This is a genomic window from Micrococcus antarcticus (genome assembly GCF_044872765.1).
Classification (GTDB): Bacteria; Actinomycetota; Actinomycetes; order Actinomycetales; family Micrococcaceae; genus Micrococcus.
Window position 1 is genome coordinate 280,255 of the sequence record NZ_CP085253.1, and the last position, 15,311, is coordinate 295,565.

Consider the following 15,311-nt stretch of genomic DNA (forward strand, 5'->3'; position numbering starts at 1 on the left):
TGGCGGGCATGGACACGGAGCAGAACGCCCAGCAGCAGCCCGCCCCCGACGTCGTGGAGGCGATCCGCAGCCGGTCCGCGTGGGCGCGGGCCGCGTGCGGCGAGCTCGCCCGCGCCGGCCGTGCCCGCAAGGACGAGACGCTCCTGGCTCTCGCCTCCGCCCTGCGCGCGAACGGCCCCGCCATCCTGGCGGCCAACGCGGAGGACGTGGAGCGCGGGAAGGCCACCGGCACGACGGCGGCCCTCCTGGACCGCCTCATCCTCGACGACGACCGCCTGGAGGGCCTCGCCGTCGCGCTGGAGGACCTCGCCGCGCTGCCCGATCCCGTGGGCGTGGTCGTGCGCGGCCGCAGCCTGCCCAACAGCGTCCGCATGCAGCAGGTGCGCGTGCCCCTCGGCGTCGTGGGCGCCGTCTACGAGGCGCGTCCCAACGTCACCGTGGACATCGCCGGCATCGCGCTGAAGTCCGGCAACGCCGTGATCCTGCGGGGCGGCTCCGCGGCGGAGCGCACGAACACCGTCCTGGTCCAGGTCCTGCGGGAGGCGGTCGGCGCCCAGGGGTTCGACCCCAACCTCATCCAGGGGATCGACGACCTGGGCCGGCCCGGCGTCGCCGCCCTCATGGAGGCACACGGCTCCGTGGACGTGCTCATCCCGCGCGGCGGCCGGGAGCTGATCCAGCGCGTGGTCCGCGAGTCGCGCGTCCCCGTCATCGAGACCGGCGAGGGCAACGTGCACCTCTACATCGACGCCTCCGCGCCCGTCGAGATGGCGGCGGACATCGCCCTGAACGCCAAGACGCACCGCACCTCCGTGTGCAACGCCGCCGAGACCCTGCTGCTGCACCAGGACGCCGAGGCGGCGGGCCGCGAGGTGCTGCGCGCCCTCACGCGTGCCGGGGTGCTGCTGCACGTGGACGCCGGGGCCCGCGCCTGGCTGCCGGACGCCGCGGACGGCGGGCCGGCGGCGCGCACGGCCGTGGACGCCACCGAGGAGGACTGGGGCCGCGAGTACCTGGACATGGAGATGGCCGTGAAGACGGTGGGCTCCCTGGACGAGGCCATGGAGCACATACGCCGCTGGTCCACGGGGCACACCGAGGCCATCGTCACCAACGACCTCGCGAACGCGGACCGCTTCGTGACGGAGATCGACGCGGCCGCCGTGATCGTCAACGCCTCCACCCGGTTCACCGACGGCGGCGAGCTCGGCCTCGGCTCGGAGGTCGGCATCTCCACGCAGAAGATGCACGCCCGCGGACCCATGGGCCTCGAGGAGCTGACCACCACCAAGTGGATCCTGCGCGGCGACGGCCAGATCCGGCGCTGACCGCCGCTAGGATGGACTGAGGCACACCCTGGCCGGGGCATGGACCCGGCCGTCGCACCCACGCACCGAGGAGCACCCATGCTGAACAGCGCACTGATCCTGGCCGCCGCGGAGGGCCACCACGTGGTCCACGAGCTGCCCATTCCCGCCATCTGGTACGGGATCATCATGTTCCTGCTGCTGATGGCCTCCCTGCTGGCCATCATGTCCATGCGGTCCGTGTCCCTGCGCCACCCGGAGCCCACCACCACGGTGCAGCGCCACGGCGGGCACGGCTCCACCGGCTCGCACGGCGCCGGCCACTGATCGTGTCCGCCGACGCCGGACGGCGTCCCCGCCTCGGCATCATGGGCGGCACCTTCGACCCGATCCACCACGGCCACCTCGTGGCGGCCAGCGAGGTGGCCGCGGAGTTCGAGCTGGACGAGGTCGTCTTCGTCCCCACGGGTCAGCCGTGGCAGAAGTCGGACCGGCAGGTCTCCCCGGCCGAGGACCGCTACCTCATGACCGTGGTGGCCACCGCCTCCAACCCCCGGTTCACCGTCTCCCGCGTGGACATCGACCGCCCCGGCGTGACCTACACCGTGGACACGCTGCGGGACCTGCGCCGCCTGCACCCGGACGCCGAGCTGTTCTTCATCACCGGCGCGGACGTCATGGGCCAGATTCTCACGTGGAAGGACGTGGACGAGCTCTGGGACCTGGCGCACTTCGTCGGTGTCACCCGTCCCGGCCACGACCTCTCGGACATGGGTCTGGGCGATGACGTGTCCCTGATGGAGATCCCCGCCATGGCGATCTCCTCCACGGACTGCCGGGAGCGCGTCCGCCGGGGCCGGCCCGTCTGGTATCTCGTCCCGGACGGCGTCGTCCAATACATCGCCAAGCACCACCTCTACGTCTCGGAAGAGGAGACCTCGTGACCGTTCCCCAGACCACCCTGGACGCCCTCACCACCGCCGCAGCCGCCGCTGCGGACAAGCTCGGCACGCACATCGTCGCGTTCGACGTGGCCGAGCGGCTCGGCCTGACCGACGCCTTCCTGATCGCCTCCGGCGCCTCGGAGCGTCAGGTCAACGCGATCGTCGACGGCGTCGAGGAGGCGCTGCTGAAGGACGAGCAGCTCAAGCCGCTGCGTCGCGAGGGCCGGTCCGACGGCCACTGGGTGCTGCTCGACTACGGGCACTTCGTGGTGCACGTCCAGCATCGCGAGGACCGCGAGTTCTATGCGCTGGACCGCCTGTGGAAGGACACCCCGGCGATCGACCTCGGCCTGCCGGAGGAGAGCACCCGCCCGGACGCGGCCGCCCAGGACGACGACGCCTCCGCCTCGCACGCCTCCTGAGCGCGTCCGCGAGATGCGCCTGATCCTGCTGCGTCACGGCGAGACCGACTGGAACGCCCTGGACCGGTACCAGGGGCACACGGACATCGAGCTGAACGCCGAGGGGGAGCGCCAGGCGCGCCGCGCCGCCGGCGGGCCCGTGGGCGATCTGCTCGAGGACGCGGAGGAGCTCGTGGCCGTGTGCTCCCCGCTGGCCCGGGCGCGGCGCACGGCCGAGATCGTCCTCCAGGCCCGGGTGGGCGCGGCGTCCGTGGCCGTCGACCCGGAGCTGATGGAGCTGGCCGGGGGAGAGTGGGAAGGCCTCGAGCTCAGTGCCATCGCGGAACGCTGGCCGGACGAGCACCGCCTCTGGCGGGCCGTGCCGGCGCTCGACGCCGGCCCCGTCGGCGGGGAGACCCTGCGCGGGGGCGGCGAGCGGGCCCTGCGCGCGCTGCGCGGCCACGTGCCCCCGCACTGGGGCGACACCCCGCGCGACGGGGGCGCCCAGACCCTGCTCGCCGTGGCCCACGGTGCGCTGATCCGCGCGGCCACGGGGCTGCTCCTGCGTCACGAGGGCGAGGCCTTCGCGGCGATGGAGCGGATCGGCAACGCCCGCGCCGCCGTGCTGCAGGGCGCGTTCACTCCGGACACCGGGGCCGAGGGCTGGGGCGACTGGGCCCTCGAGGGCTACGGCATCTGAGGGCGCCTCGGCCCGGACGCCGATTTGGTGCCCGCGCGGGGACCGTGTACGCTGGCCGAGTTGCCAGCGAGGCGAACGGGCCGGAAACGGCGCGTGAACATCGCAGGTGACGCCCACATCTGGGGGTATGGCGCAGTTGGTAGCGCGTCTGCATGGCATGCAGAAGGTCAGGGGTTCGAATCCCCTTACCTCCACGTAAGTTGAGAAATTCGAAACCTGCCCCGCCTGATGGCGGGGCAGTTTCGCGTCCGGGGCCGGTTGGGGCGTCTCGCCCCGGTGCTCCTGAGCGAGGACAGCGGCAGCCGGTTCGGCTGGTAGGAACGTGACGTGTTCGTCCTCGTCGATGATGATCCGCTTGAACAGTGCGCGGTTGAGGATGCGGCGTTCAGCAGGTTCGCACTTGCTGTAGAGGTCGCCGAGGTCGGTGAGGACACCGACGATCTGATCGAGCCCCTCCTGAGCGTTGTGGTAGGTGGTCGCGAGACTGTCCAGCCGGTTGGTGATCGCGTCCAGGCTGGTGCGGATGCGGTCCTGTTCGGTCTTGAGCAGGTCGAGCGGGATGGCGTCGGCGTAGTGGGCTTGGACGAGCTTGAGGCGTTCGGCTTCGAGCTTGTCGCGCTGTGCGGTCAGCACGGCGCGTTCATCGTCGCTGGAAGCTTCGAGCTGGTCGAATACTTGGTGCAGGACCTGGCTGACGTGCTCGGCTTCCTCACTGGTGAGCCCGTTGGTGCCGTAGTCGCGTTCGATGCGGTCCTCGATCCGTTCGGCGAGGATCGCCGAGCGGGTGCAGCCGTTCTTCTTGCGTCGCCCTGAGCAGGTGAAGTACTCGTAGCGATCACCCTGCTTGTCACGGGGCCGTTCGATCATGAGCTTGGCGCCGCACGAGCAGCGCACGGTCCCCTTGAGGTAGTGGTCGTATTTCTGAGGCCGCTCACCAACGGCGTTCTTCGCATCGAGCTGCGTCTGGACGCGCAGCCAGGTGTTCGGGTCGACCAGAGGGCTGTGGGCGCCGTCGTAGGTGACGCCGCGGAAGGTGACGGTGAAGCGCTCTGGGTTTCGTTCCGATCCAACTGAAGGAGAATCGGAACATGCCCAAGAAGTACACCCCCGAGCTGCGTGAGCGCGCTGTGCGGATGGTCCTGGAACGCCAAGCCGCTCAAGGAGGGCCTCGCTCGCACTCCATCCGAGCCATCGCCCCGCAGGTCGGAGTCGGTGAAGAGACGCTGCGCATGTGGTGCAACCGCCACGGCCACGAGATCACCCAGGCGCCGGCGGGAGAAGATCTGCAGCAGGAGAACAAGCGCCTCAAACGTGAGCTCGCTGAAGCCAGGCGTGCGAACGAGATCCTCAAAGCCGCCTCGGCTTTTTTCGCCAGGGAGCTCGACCGCCCCACGACGAGATGATCGCGTTCATCGACGAACACCGCGATCAATTCGGGGTCGAGGCCATCTGTCGCACCCTGCGTGCGACGGAATGTGGGTTCATCACCTCCCGCGGCTACCGGGCCGTGAAGAGTCGACCGGCTTCCGCTCGGGCCCTGCGCGATACGATCCTCATCGAGGAGCTCAAGCGGATCCATGCGGAGAACTACGGCGTCTACGGGGTGCGCAAGATGCACCATGCGATGCGCCGCGCCGGGTGGGAGATCGGCCGGGACCAGGTCGCCCGCCTGATGAAGCTCGCCAGCGTGGAAGGGGTTCGGCGCGGCCGCAAGCCGATCACCACGAGGCCGGCAGGCGAGCCGGATGCTCGTCCTGACCTCGTGGAGCGCTGCTTCACCGCCGAGCGGCCGAACCAGCTGTGGGTCGCTGACATCACCTACGTCAGGATCCTGGGCGGGTTCTGCTATGTCGCTTTCATCACCGACGTCTACTCCCGGCGCGTCGTGGGATGGGCGGTCTCGGGCAGCCTGCACACCGCGGGGCTGCCGTTGCTCGCCCTCGAGCACGCACTGGTCTCCACCGGCGCTACCCGCGGGCGGCAGGGCCTGATCCACCACTCGGATCGGGGAAGCCAGTACGTCAGCTTGGCGTACTCGGACGCGCTCATCACCGCCGGGGTGACGGCTTCGGTAGGCACCGTGGGCGACTCTTACGACAACGCCCTGGCCGAGACCGTGAACGGGCTCTACAAGGCCGAGCTCATCCACTCCAAGCGGATCTGGGAGTCCGTCGAGGCGGTCGAGCTGGCCACCATGGGGTGGGTGCACTGGTGGAACACGCAGCGTCTCCACGAAGCGCTCGGCTACCGCACTCCAGTGGAGGTCGAGGCGGCCTACACTCACGACCAGGATTCAGCGCCCGTTGCGTCCTGACCTCGGAACGAAACCCAGGGCGCTTCAGTTGGACCCAGTGGCGATCGGTGCGCTGCCCGTCCGCACAGACCTCGCCGTCGACCTCATCCGATTCCATCCCACCGCCGTGCGAGGAAACGCCTCCGAAATCCTTGCGCTCGCGGGCGCCAGCTCGGGAGGTCGCGGTGTGGACGCCACCGATTCCACCTACACCGCAGCCACGGCGGCGATCACCTTCGCCCGAGAACACGACAACGTGATCGCCGTCTCTGGGCCCGAAGATCTCATCACCGACGGCAAGGCCATGGTGCGCGTGGCGAACGGTGACGCGCTCCTGACCCGCATGACGGGCGGAGGATGCGCACTGGGGTCGGTCATCGCAGCCGTTCTGGCCGTGCGCGGCCAGATTTCCACGCTGGACGCTACAGCGTCCGCCCATGTGATCTACGGGATTGCTGCCGAGCGGGCCGCACGCGGTGCTGCGGGTCCAGGATCGTTCGCGGTTCGGTTCCTCGACGCGCTCGCGAGTCTGTCGCCGGAGGAGGCCGTCGAGGCCGCGCGAGTACGGGCGGAGCACGCGAGCACCCCGGAACCGAACGGGGCAGGCGCGTGAAGCTTGGGCTGTATGTGATCACGGACCGGGACATCTGCGGCGCTCGCGGAGTCGCCGAGACCGTGCGCAGAGCGGTTCGGGGTGGCGCGAGGATCGTGCAACTGCGTGACAAGAAGGCGGGTTTCGATGATCAGTTGCGCCAGGTAGAGGAACTCGCGGAAGCTATCGACGGACGCGCGCGGCTCATAGTGAACGATCGCCTCGATGTGGCGATCGCAGCCCGCGATCGCGGCATTCTCGTAGACGGCGTACACCTCGGCCAAGGAGACGCGAGGGCGCTCACCGCGCGGCAAGCACTCGGCAGGCACGCCATCGTAGGCCTCACCGCGAACACCTCCGCGCATCTGGCAGCGGTCTCGCAGCTACCCGCGGGCACGGTCGACTACCTGGGCGTCGGCGTGATTCGACCGACCACGACCAAGCCGGATCACCCGCCCGCGCTCGGCGTCGATGGTTTCGCTGAGCTTGTGGCGAATACGCAGATCCCGTGCGTGGCGATCGGCGGAATCACGCTGGCGGATGTCGCGCCGCTCAAGCGCGCCGGCGCGGCTGGAATCGCCGTCGTCTCCGCGGTGTGCGCAGCGGCAGACCCCGAAAGCGCCGCTCGCACGCTTACGCGTGAGTGGGAGCGCTAACGGTGACGATCGTATGCGTGCTCCATTCCCCCACGCGTCATCGGCTGTTCCCATGTTCGGCTGATTGCGTTGTCGTCGTTTCGCCAGTCCCAGACAGTTCGGCGAGCGAACGGGGCAGCTCTCGCCAGAGCTGATGAAAGTGATGCAGAGGCCCGTGCCCGTGCCCGACATCGAGATCTTCGCTGGCTGCCAGCGCACCGTGGAGGTAGGCCTTCGCCATCCGCGCACTATCCTCGACCGAGCAGGTGGGCAGCAACGCCGCGATCGCGGCCGATAAGGTGCAGCCGGTACCGTGATCACTTCGCGTCCGGATGCGAGGTGCCGAAAGTTCGATCGTCGTCTGCGGCCCGTGCAGCAGGTCGACGCTCTGCGCCGATCCGTGCAGGTGCCCGCCTTTGAGCAGTATCCACTCCGAGCCAAGCTGGCGCAGCTCCACCGCACTGGTGCGCATCGCATCGAGCGACCACTTGGCATCAGTGCCGAGCAGGACGTCGGCCTCGGGCAGATTCGGCGTCGTCACCGTCGCCAGCGGCACCAGAAGCTCACTGATCGCCGCGACCGCATCAGGCTCCAGAAGATGATCGCCGCTCTTCGCGACCATGACCGGATCGAGCACAATGTTCCCCGCGCGATGAGCATAAAGCCGTTGCGCGATGGTCTCGACGATGCGCGCATTGGCGACCATGCCGATCTTGACCGCATCGACCCGAACATCGTCGAACACCGCGTCGATCTGATCACCCACGAAGCTCGGATCGAGGGCAACGAACGAGCGCACACCGCGCGTGTTCTGCGCCACCACCGCGGTGATGGCCGCCATGGCGTAACCGCCCATGGCCGAGAACGCCTTAATGTCGGCATGAATACCGGCCCCGCCGGTCGGATCAGTGCCGGCGATGGAGAGGATGTTCATCGTCATCGCGCGATCCCCTCGGCTTCGGCGAGGGCGGCCGCGTGACGCGCGACGTCCGCGACGTCGAGACTCAGCGCCATTGCTGGATCATCCAGTTCCCCGAGATCAAACCACCGCACCTCAAGCGCATCATCACCCGCTACGGGTTCACCCGAGATCCATCGGCACAGCACCGCGACCAGCACGAAATGTTGCCGCAGACAGCCGCTCTCGTCGCGATCGAACGCGTCGACGGCTGTGAACACCCGGTGTGCCTCGCCCCGAACCCCCGTCTCCTCCAGAAGCTCACGAACCGCGGCCTGCTCGATCGTTTCCCCACCTTCGATCTTCCCGCCTGGAAACCCCCAGCGACCAGCATCGGGCGGATTGGCGCGCCGCACCAGCAGCACCCTGCCCTCTCGGAAGACCGCGGCGATCGTCGCCACAACCGGACGCACCGCCGACACACTGGAAGGAAAACGAGCGTTATTCAATGACGATGACACGGCGGCCTCTCTCACGAGGCCGGCAAAGGATCGAGCCGACTAGACCTGTCCCTTCGCCGGCATGATCCGGATCAGGTTCAAAGGGTCACCGTGACGCCTTACGGCCTAACGGAATCTCAGCCCCTTATCGGGACACCCCTCGGTACCCGCCACGCTAACATCGGCGGCCACAAGGAGCAACGCCCCCACCCAGCCCTCGCGGGCACCTCGACGTGAGACTCCGCGCGCGACGATGCAGCGACCCAGCAGGAACCAGAGCCATCCGGAGGTCACCCGCGCGCCGGGTCGGTGATTTTGCTCAGCGAGTTCGCGAGAAAGCGGTCACTTTCGGCGGCGTGGTTGTGCCCGGGAGAACATGTTGCGTGGCAGCGAGCCAGGACCCTCGATCACCGTGCGTTCTGCCAGTGTGTCAGCGTCACGCCCACCCGATACCGGCAGCTCAGTCGCGAACCTCGCCATGCGGTCGCGTGATGACATTCGCTGAGAGGGGTGCGCAGTCCTACCCGCTCGTCGGACGCCGATGGTGTGCACCTGGTCAGCATGACGGTGTCGATGCGGGTCATGAGCGCGGGTGACGGCTACAAGTACCTGTTGCGCTCGGTCGCCGCAGCTGATGGTGAGCGTTCGCTGTCGACTCCGTTGACGCGCTACTACGCCGAGCACGGTACCCCGCCGGGACGGTGGCTCGGCTCCGGCCTCACCGGCCTTGGCGGTGGTCGCCTCGGGAGCGGCGATCAAGTTTCGGAGGCGCAGCTTCAGCTCTTGATCGGGATGGGCCGCGACCCCGTCACCGGAGAGCCACTCGGTAGAGCGTTCCCCGCGTACGCTCCGGTCACCGAACGCATCAAGCATCGGGTCGACCGACTGCCGAGCGACTTGGGGCCAGCTGGACGGGCGGAGGCGATCGCGCAGATCGAGGCCGAAGAAGCCGCACGCGGGACCCGTCGCGCCGTGGCCGGCTTCGACTACACATTTTCCGTCCCGAAATCCGTCTCGGTGCTATGGGCTGTGGCTGACGCGGGGACTCAGGCGCTGATCGCCGAAGCCCACCACGACGCGGTCGCCGGGGTAGTGGATTTCATGGAACGTGAGGTCGCCGCCACCCGCACCGGCGTCACCGCCGGCGACGGGGCGGTCGCGCAGGTCGACGTGACCGGGCTGATCGCCACGGCGTTCGATCACTACGACTCCCGCGCCGGTGACCCGCAGTTGCACACCCATGTCGTGGTCAGCAACAAGATTCAGACCGCGTTCGATGGGAAGTGGCGGTCGTTGGACGGCCGGCCGATGCACGCCGCCGTGGTCGCCCTGTCCGAGCATTACAACGCGGTTCTCGCCGATCGACTCACCCGCACCTTTGGCGTCGGCTGGGAGGCCCGGGAACGGGGCCGGGATCGGAATCCGTCCTGGGAGATCGCGGCTGTCCCCGATGAGTTGATCGCCGCCTTCTCGACCCGCTCGCACGACATCGAGGCTGAGGCTGACCGGCTCATCGCCGAGCATGTGGCGAAGCATGGTCGACGTCCCTCTGCGGCGACGATCATGAAGCTCCGTGCCCAAGCCACCCTCGCGACCCGCCCGGACAAAGAGGTGCGATCGCTGGCTGACCTCACTGCCGAGTGGCGCAGCCGCGCCACCACCATCCTCGGAGACGACGCAACATCGTGGGCCAGCCGCTCGACGAGCAACGAGCCGCCATCAGTGCTGCGCGCCGACGACGTGCCCCTGGAACTAGTTACTGAACTCGGCGCCTCGGTCGTGACCGTAGTGGGTGAGAAGCGGTCGACGTGGCGGCGCTGGAATCTGCATGCGGAAGCCTCACGGCAGACGATGGGCTGGCGGTTCGCCAGCGCACGGGATCGTGAGGCGATCGTCGGGATGGTCACCGACGCGTCCGAGATTGCCTCGCTGCGGCTTACGCCGCCCGACCTCGCCACGTCACCGGCGGCATTCCGCCGCATCGACGGCACGAGCGTCTTCCGGCCGCGGCACTCCACGGTGTTCTCTTCTGAAGAACTGCTCGCGGCTGAGGATCGCCTGCTCGCCCGCTCCCGCACCCTCACCGGGCCGACGGTTGCGCTGGCGACGGTGGAGAGCATGACTTCCCGTCCCGGCGCTGAAGGATTGATGCTCGGTGAGGACCAGGCAGACGCCCTGACTAAGATCGCGGTGTCCGGCCGGGTCGTGGACGTGCTGGTTGGCCCGGCTGGTGCGGGCAAGACCACCGCGATGAACGCGTTGCGGCGGTCGTGGGAAGCCGAGCACGGCGCGGGCTCGGTGGTCGGCCTGGCGCCCTCGGCGGTCGCCGCCCAAGTCTTGGCCGACGACCTCGGCATCGCCACGGAGAACACCGCGAAATGGTGGACCAACCACCTCACCCGCGGTACTACCTTCGGGGCCGGTCAGCTTGTGATCGTCGATGAGGCATCCCTGGCCGGCACCCTGTCCTTGGACGGGATCACCGCCCTCGCGGTCGATGCGGGTGCGAAGGTGCTGCTCGTCGGGGACTACGCCCAACTTCAGTCCGTCGAGGCCGGCGGCGCCTTCTCCCTGCTCGTCGGTGACCGTGATGATGTGCCCGAGCTGGTCGATGTCCACCGGTTCGTGTACCAGTGGGAGAAGGCCGCCTCCCTCGCGTTACGGCATGGACGACCCGATGTGATCGACACCTATTACGACCACGATCGCATCCATAGCGGCGACGCCGAGTCAATGACTGATGCCGCTTATGCCGCCTGCCGAGCCGACCGCGACAGAGGACTGGTGGCGGTGCTGATCGCCGAGACCCGCGAGGACGTGACCGCCCTGAACACACGCGCCCGTGCCGATCTGATCCTCGACGGCACCCTCACACCGGGGCGGGAGGTCGAGCTGAACGACGGCACCACCGCCGGTGTCGGAGACACGATCATCACCCGCCGCAACGACCGTCGCCTGCGCAACAGCAAGGAGTGGGTTCGCAACGGCGACACCTGGATCATCAAAGCCGTCCGCGACGACGGCTCGATCACCATCCACCGCACCGGACGTAGGTTCGGCGGTTCCATCGTGCTGCCCGCGCGTTACGTGGCCGAGCATGTCGACCTCGGGTACGCGGTCACCGCGCACGGCGCGCAGGGCGTCACCACCGACACCGCCCACGTCATGGTCCAGCCGACCACCACGCGGGAGAACCTCTATGTGGCCATGACCCGCGGACGCCGATCCAACGGGGCGTATGTCATCCTCGACCGCCCCGACGATCACCAACATCCCCATCCCGGCGACACCCCGGACGCCACGGCCCGTAGTGTGCTGTACGGGGTGCTCCAGCACACGGGTGCGGAGCTATCCGCCCACGAAACCATCACCGTCGAACACGAGCAATGGGGCTCCATCGCACAACTCGCCGCGGAGTACGAGACCATCGCCGCCGCAGCACAACACGACCGCTGGAGCACCCTCACCCGAGCCTCCGGTCTCACCGCGGAACAGTCCGAGACGGTGATCGAGTCTGACGCGTTCGGGGCACTCACCGCTGAGCTACGGCGAGCGGAAGCGAACCATCACGACATGGGCCACTTGTTCCCGCGCCTAGTGCGAGCGCGCGAGTTCGACGACGCAGACGATATCGCTTCGGTTCTTCACCACCGCGTCGCCCGGGTCACAGCGAGGCCCGCAGGGTCGGGCCGCACCCGGAAGGCACCGCGCCTGATCGCCGGCCTCATCCCAGAGGCGCAGGGCTCGGTGACAGGCGACATGCGGCAGGCCTTGGCAGAGCGGCAGGAGCTGATCGAGGGCCGCGCGACTGCCGTCCTCGACACTGCACTCGAAGCCGAAGACGCTTGGATGAAACCACTTGGCACGCCACCCCAGGACCCGCGCCGTGCAGCGGGATGGCGGCGACAAGCCCGAATCATCGCCGCCTATCGCGATCGGTACAGCATCACCGACGACACACCCCTGGGCGTCCCCCCAGAGATGACCGCGCAGAGAATCGACCGGGCACGCGCCGAGGCCGCGCTGAGCAACCTCACCGCACTGCAACACGACACTGGCACGGACCGGCGCCCCGCGCAGAGACGGACTCATGAACTCGGCCTCTGATCACCCAGTCCGAACGCCGCGGCACAAGAAGGACGTCTCCCGCACCAACGCCCAGCCTCCAGGGCCGCGGACTCCTCACAGCGAGCGGCAGGGCGGGTCGGCGCTGTGCTCGTGCCGGTAGGTGAACTCCGACCCCAATGAGGAGCGGCGCACCTTCGCGCGGGACGCGGCATCTTGTTCGAGCAGACGAACCACGTCGGCAGAGTCGGTGACGAGCTGCGCCATGCCGTCGCGCAGGAGACGATGTGACCCAGCACTCGTGACACTGGTCACCGGTCCCGGAACCGCGCCCACGCCGCGGCCAAGGGCGCGTGCGTGAGCGGCGACGTGTAGCGAGCCGGATCGAGTGCCAGCCTCAACGACCACACTCGCGCCGGACAGCGCCGCCATGAGCCGGCCGCGCGCGAGAAACCGATGCCGAGTCGGTGCAGAACCCGGAGGCAGCTCGCTCACCAGCAGTCCGACATCGGCGATCCTTCTGAGCAGGTCGCCGTGACCTGCCGGGTAGGGGCGATCCACACCACCGGCGAGAACCGCGATCGTGTCCCCACCGGCAGCCAGACCCGCCCGATGAGCGGCGCCCTCGATGCCATATGCGCCGCCGGCCACGATGACGTGCCCACTGCTCGCCAGGTCTGCGGCGAGGTCACCGGCAACGTGCTCGCCGTAGGCGGTTGCGGCTCGGGCCCCGGTGATCGTCACTAGGTCGGTCATCGGGCGAGCGAGGAACGAGGTGGCACCTCGGGTCCACAGTACGTATGGGGCGCGCTCGCCCAGGTCGTCCAGCGCCTTGGGCCAATGCTCGTCGCCGGGGACGAGCGCCATGATGCCGCTTTGCCCGATACCGCGCATCCTCTCCGTGACGCCTTCGCGTCGACGTGGTAGCGCGAGGCGATCGCGCCACACCTGAGTGTCCACTCGATTCACGCCTGGGATCGTGCCGTCGTCCTCGACGAGTCGCAGCGTCTCGACCGCACCGACGCGCGAGAGAACACGACCAGTGACGGGGTCATCAGGCTCCGCGAGGATAGACAGCAGCATCCGAGCGCTGCGTTCATCAGGTGACAGGTCAGCGATAACCGCCATGGGAGGGCTCCTTCTGCGTCGGATGACGTCGAGAAGGTGCACAGCACCACTCACACTGATAGACAGTCACGCCACGGCGGCAACCGAACGACGGGCGATGCGCCGATCGCGCCACTCAGCCGCGCGGGCACGGAGCAGCAGGACGACGCTGACCGGGCCCATGATCGCGAACTTCATCGCGTTCCAGATGCACAAGAGCACCAGCAGGTACAGCCAACCGGGTCCGCCATCCTAGATCAGCACCATCAGGAAACTCGCAACGTACAAGTAGGGGACGGCCAGCAACATCGCAGGAAGACCCCATTTGAGCCCACGGCGTGTACGAACCGCGTCCAGCAGGAGGTTCGTGGGCATGTAGCGGCGCAGAAAGTAGCGGGTGTGAACGCTGGCGATCCAGATCAAGCGGAACATGAGCACAGTCCTCTCCTCGTCTCCGGCGACAAGGAATCAAGAAGGACCGCTCCGGCCGAGGCCGACTGGTCGTCCCACCGCGTCCAGGGGCCTTGACCCTTGATCGTGGACACGGTGTCGGTTCGGTTATGCCGCTTCCGTGAGGGTAGCTGACCTCGCGGCGTCGTAGGCGTTCTCGTAGCTATTTGGGCTCACCTGGCCGATCGTGGAGTGGCGTCGGCGGGTGTTGTAGCGGTTCGCCCATCGGAACACGGCCCGGTAGGCCGTGGCCTGATCTGGAAATGCGGCCCGGCCCTCGAGTAGCTCCCGCTTGAGCGCGGCGTTGAAACTCTCCGCGAGTGAGTTGTCGGCACTCGTGCCCACCGCACCCATGGACTGGACGACGGTGAGCTGCTCGCAGAGGGCCGCGTAGGCCTTCGAGGCGTAGACGCTGCCGTGGTCGCTGTGAAACACGGCGCCGGCGAGACTGCCGCGGTCGCGGGCCGCGGCGCGGAGTGCGTCCTCGACGAGTTCGGTGCGCATGTGGTCGGCGACCTGCCAGCCCGCGAGCTTGCGGGAGCCGAGGTCGATGCACGTCGCGAGATACAGGTTCGACCCGTCTGCGATCGGGAGGTAGGTGATATCGCCGACGTACCGGCGGTTCGGCTCCCCGATCGAGAAGTCCCGGCCGATCAGGTCGGGGAACTTCCTCCCGGACTGGTCCGGGATCGTGGTCTTCACCCGGCGTCGCAGCCGGATCCCCACCAGCTGGTGCTCACGCATCACGCGGGCGACGCGCTTGTGATTCACCCGCTCGGCGGCGGTGGTGACGCCGTCGTTGAGGTCGGCGGTGATCCGGGGTGCCCCGTAGGCGCGGTCGCCGCCCTGGGCGGGGTCCTGCAGCACCCTGATCCGTGCGGCGAGGGCTGTATCTTCGGCCGCTCTCGCCGCCCGTCCCGGAGCCGCCGCGAGCCAGGCGTAGAACGACGACCTCGCGATCTCGACGATCTCGCACAACCGCTTCACGCCGTAGGCGTCCTTGTGGTCCTCGACGAACTGGAAGCGGTTCACCAGTTCGTCTCCCCGGCGAAATACTTCGCCGCCTGACGGAGGATGTCCCGCTCCGTCTCGAGCTTCAGCTTCTCCGCCTTCGACGCCGCCAGTTCCGCCTCCAGCCGCACGATCCTCGCCGCCTGCGACTCCGACCGCCCCGACGTGGGCGGCGACATGGTGCCGGCGGTCGTCGTGCCCGAGCCGTGCTTCTCGACCCACTCCCGCAGCGCACCGCGGGAGATCCCGAGGTCCGCCGCGATGCCATTCAACGTCGCACCGGGCGTCGACTCGTACAAGTCCACCGCCCGCTGCCGGAACTCGTCCGTGTAGTTCTTCCTAGCCATCCCTCGGATTCTCGCTTCCCCATCATCGTGTTGGAATCAGCGTGTCCAAGATCAGGGGTCA

14 protein-coding genes, 1 tRNA gene, 2 pseudogenes, 1 riboswitch and 1 other annotated feature are annotated in these 15,311 nt (G+C 68.3%); of the genes and pseudogenes, 11 read left to right on the forward strand and 6 right to left on the reverse strand.

Annotated elements, in window-relative coordinates; genetic code table 11:
* The first annotated feature begins 8 nt into the window (after positions 1-8).
* From LG274_RS01340 to LG274_RS01370, 7 genes are all read left to right on the forward strand, one after another.
* Positions 9-1,328: a glutamate-5-semialdehyde dehydrogenase gene (locus LG274_RS01340; protein WP_404464934.1), complete on the forward strand. Its 1,320-nt coding sequence runs from the start codon at positions 9-11 to the stop codon at positions 1,326-1,328.
* A 78-nt stretch (positions 1,329-1,406) separates the two neighbouring features.
* Positions 1,407-1,634 (forward strand): hypothetical protein, encoded by a 228-nt coding sequence (locus tag LG274_RS01345; RefSeq protein WP_248114942.1) that lies wholly within the window; start codon positions 1,407-1,409, stop codon positions 1,632-1,634.
* A gap of 41 nt (positions 1,635-1,675) precedes the next feature.
* Positions 1,676-2,251 (forward strand): nicotinate-nucleotide adenylyltransferase, encoded by a 576-nt coding sequence (nadD, locus tag LG274_RS01350; RefSeq protein WP_404465968.1) that lies wholly within the window; start codon positions 1,676-1,678, stop codon positions 2,249-2,251.
* Positions 2,248-2,673, forward strand: a complete 426-nt coding sequence (gene rsfS, locus LG274_RS01355; RefSeq protein ID WP_070709241.1) for a ribosome silencing factor — start codon at positions 2,248-2,250, stop codon at positions 2,671-2,673. Before nadD ends, rsfS begins: the two co-directional genes overlap by 4 nt.
* 13 nt (positions 2,674-2,686) lie before the next feature.
* Positions 2,687-3,352 carry a histidine phosphatase family protein gene (locus tag LG274_RS01360; RefSeq protein WP_404464936.1) on the forward strand — a complete coding sequence of 222 codons (666 nt, stop codon included), beginning with the start codon at positions 2,687-2,689 and terminating at the stop codon, positions 3,350-3,352.
* Between the two features lie 121 nt (positions 3,353-3,473).
* Positions 3,474-3,546, forward strand: a tRNA-Ala gene (locus LG274_RS01365).
* 133 nt (positions 3,547-3,679) lie between these two features.
* On the forward strand, positions 3,680-4,165 hold the full coding sequence (locus LG274_RS01370) for a hypothetical protein (RefSeq protein ID WP_282963487.1): 486 nt from the start codon (positions 3,680-3,682) through the stop codon (positions 4,163-4,165).
* Here LG274_RS01370 and LG274_RS01375 read toward each other — a convergent pair.
* Positions 4,148-4,219: pseudogene (locus LG274_RS01375) on the reverse strand (hypothetical protein); the annotation flags it as partial. The gene LG274_RS01370 and the pseudogene LG274_RS01375 sit on opposite strands and share 18 nt — an antisense overlap.
* A gap of 221 nt (positions 4,220-4,440) precedes the next feature.
* On the opposite strand from LG274_RS01375, the gene LG274_RS01380 reads away from it, so the two are divergent.
* The 3 genes from LG274_RS01380 (at position 4,441) to thiE (ending at position 6,893) form a co-directional block, all read left to right on the forward strand.
* A protein-coding gene (locus tag LG274_RS01380) for an IS3 family transposase (RefSeq protein WP_404464938.1) occupies positions 4,441-5,666 on the forward strand; the annotation gives its coding sequence in 2 pieces (ribosomal slippage) (positions 4,441-4,714 and positions 4,714-5,666; 1,227 coding nt in all).
* Positions 4,713-4,814: a sequence feature (AL1L pseudoknot), on the forward strand. Its footprint overlaps the gene before it by 102 nt.
* 37 nt (positions 5,667-5,703) lie before the next feature.
* On the forward strand, positions 5,704-6,258 hold the full coding sequence (locus LG274_RS01385) for a hydroxyethylthiazole kinase (protein WP_404464940.1): 555 nt from the start codon (positions 5,704-5,706) through the stop codon (positions 6,256-6,258).
* Positions 6,255-6,893 carry a thiamine phosphate synthase gene (gene thiE, locus LG274_RS01390; protein ID WP_282963495.1) on the forward strand — a complete coding sequence of 213 codons (639 nt, stop codon included), beginning with the start codon at positions 6,255-6,257 and terminating at the stop codon, positions 6,891-6,893. Before LG274_RS01385 ends, thiE begins: the two co-directional genes overlap by 4 nt.
* A gap of 37 nt (positions 6,894-6,930) precedes the next feature.
* On the opposite strand, the gene thiD is transcribed toward thiE, so the two are convergent.
* Both thiD and LG274_RS01400 read right to left on the reverse strand, forming a co-directional pair.
* A complete protein-coding gene (gene thiD, locus LG274_RS01395; RefSeq protein ID WP_317677005.1) occupies positions 6,931-7,812 on the reverse strand; it encodes a bifunctional hydroxymethylpyrimidine kinase/phosphomethylpyrimidine kinase in 882 nt (293 codons plus the stop codon).
* On the reverse strand, positions 7,809-8,306 hold the full coding sequence (locus tag LG274_RS01400; protein WP_404464943.1) for an NUDIX hydrolase: 498 nt from the start codon (positions 8,304-8,306) through the stop codon (positions 7,809-7,811). Before LG274_RS01400 ends, thiD begins: the two co-directional genes overlap by 4 nt.
* Positions 8,307-8,321: 15 nt before the next feature.
* A riboswitch (TPP riboswitch) is annotated at positions 8,322-8,441 on the reverse strand.
* Between the two features lie 402 nt (positions 8,442-8,843).
* On the opposite strand from LG274_RS01400, the gene mobF reads away from it, so the two are divergent.
* Complete coding sequence (gene mobF, locus LG274_RS01405; protein WP_404465970.1) at positions 8,844-12,377, forward strand: MobF family relaxase; 3,534 nt, start codon at positions 8,844-8,846, stop codon at positions 12,375-12,377.
* A gap of 75 nt (positions 12,378-12,452) precedes the next feature.
* Here the strand turns inward: mobF and LG274_RS01410 are convergent, their stop codons facing one another.
* From LG274_RS01410 to LG274_RS01420, 3 genes and pseudogenes are all read right to left on the reverse strand, one after another.
* The gene (locus LG274_RS01410; protein WP_404464945.1) at positions 12,453-13,463 is read right to left on the reverse strand and encodes a DNA-processing protein DprA; all 1,011 of its coding nucleotides are present in this window, start codon (positions 13,461-13,463) and stop codon (positions 12,453-12,455) included.
* A 66-nt stretch (positions 13,464-13,529) separates the two neighbouring features.
* A pseudogene (locus LG274_RS01415) lies at positions 13,530-13,874 on the reverse strand (sulfate permease).
* A gap of 126 nt (positions 13,875-14,000) precedes the next feature.
* Positions 14,001-15,250 (reverse strand): IS3 family transposase gene (locus tag LG274_RS01420; RefSeq protein WP_144862608.1). Its coding sequence is split into 2 segments (ribosomal slippage): positions 14,001-14,941 and positions 14,941-15,250, totalling 1,251 coding nucleotides; the frame shifts between segments, so codons are not numbered across the junction.
* Positions 15,251-15,311: the final 61 nt, after the last annotated feature.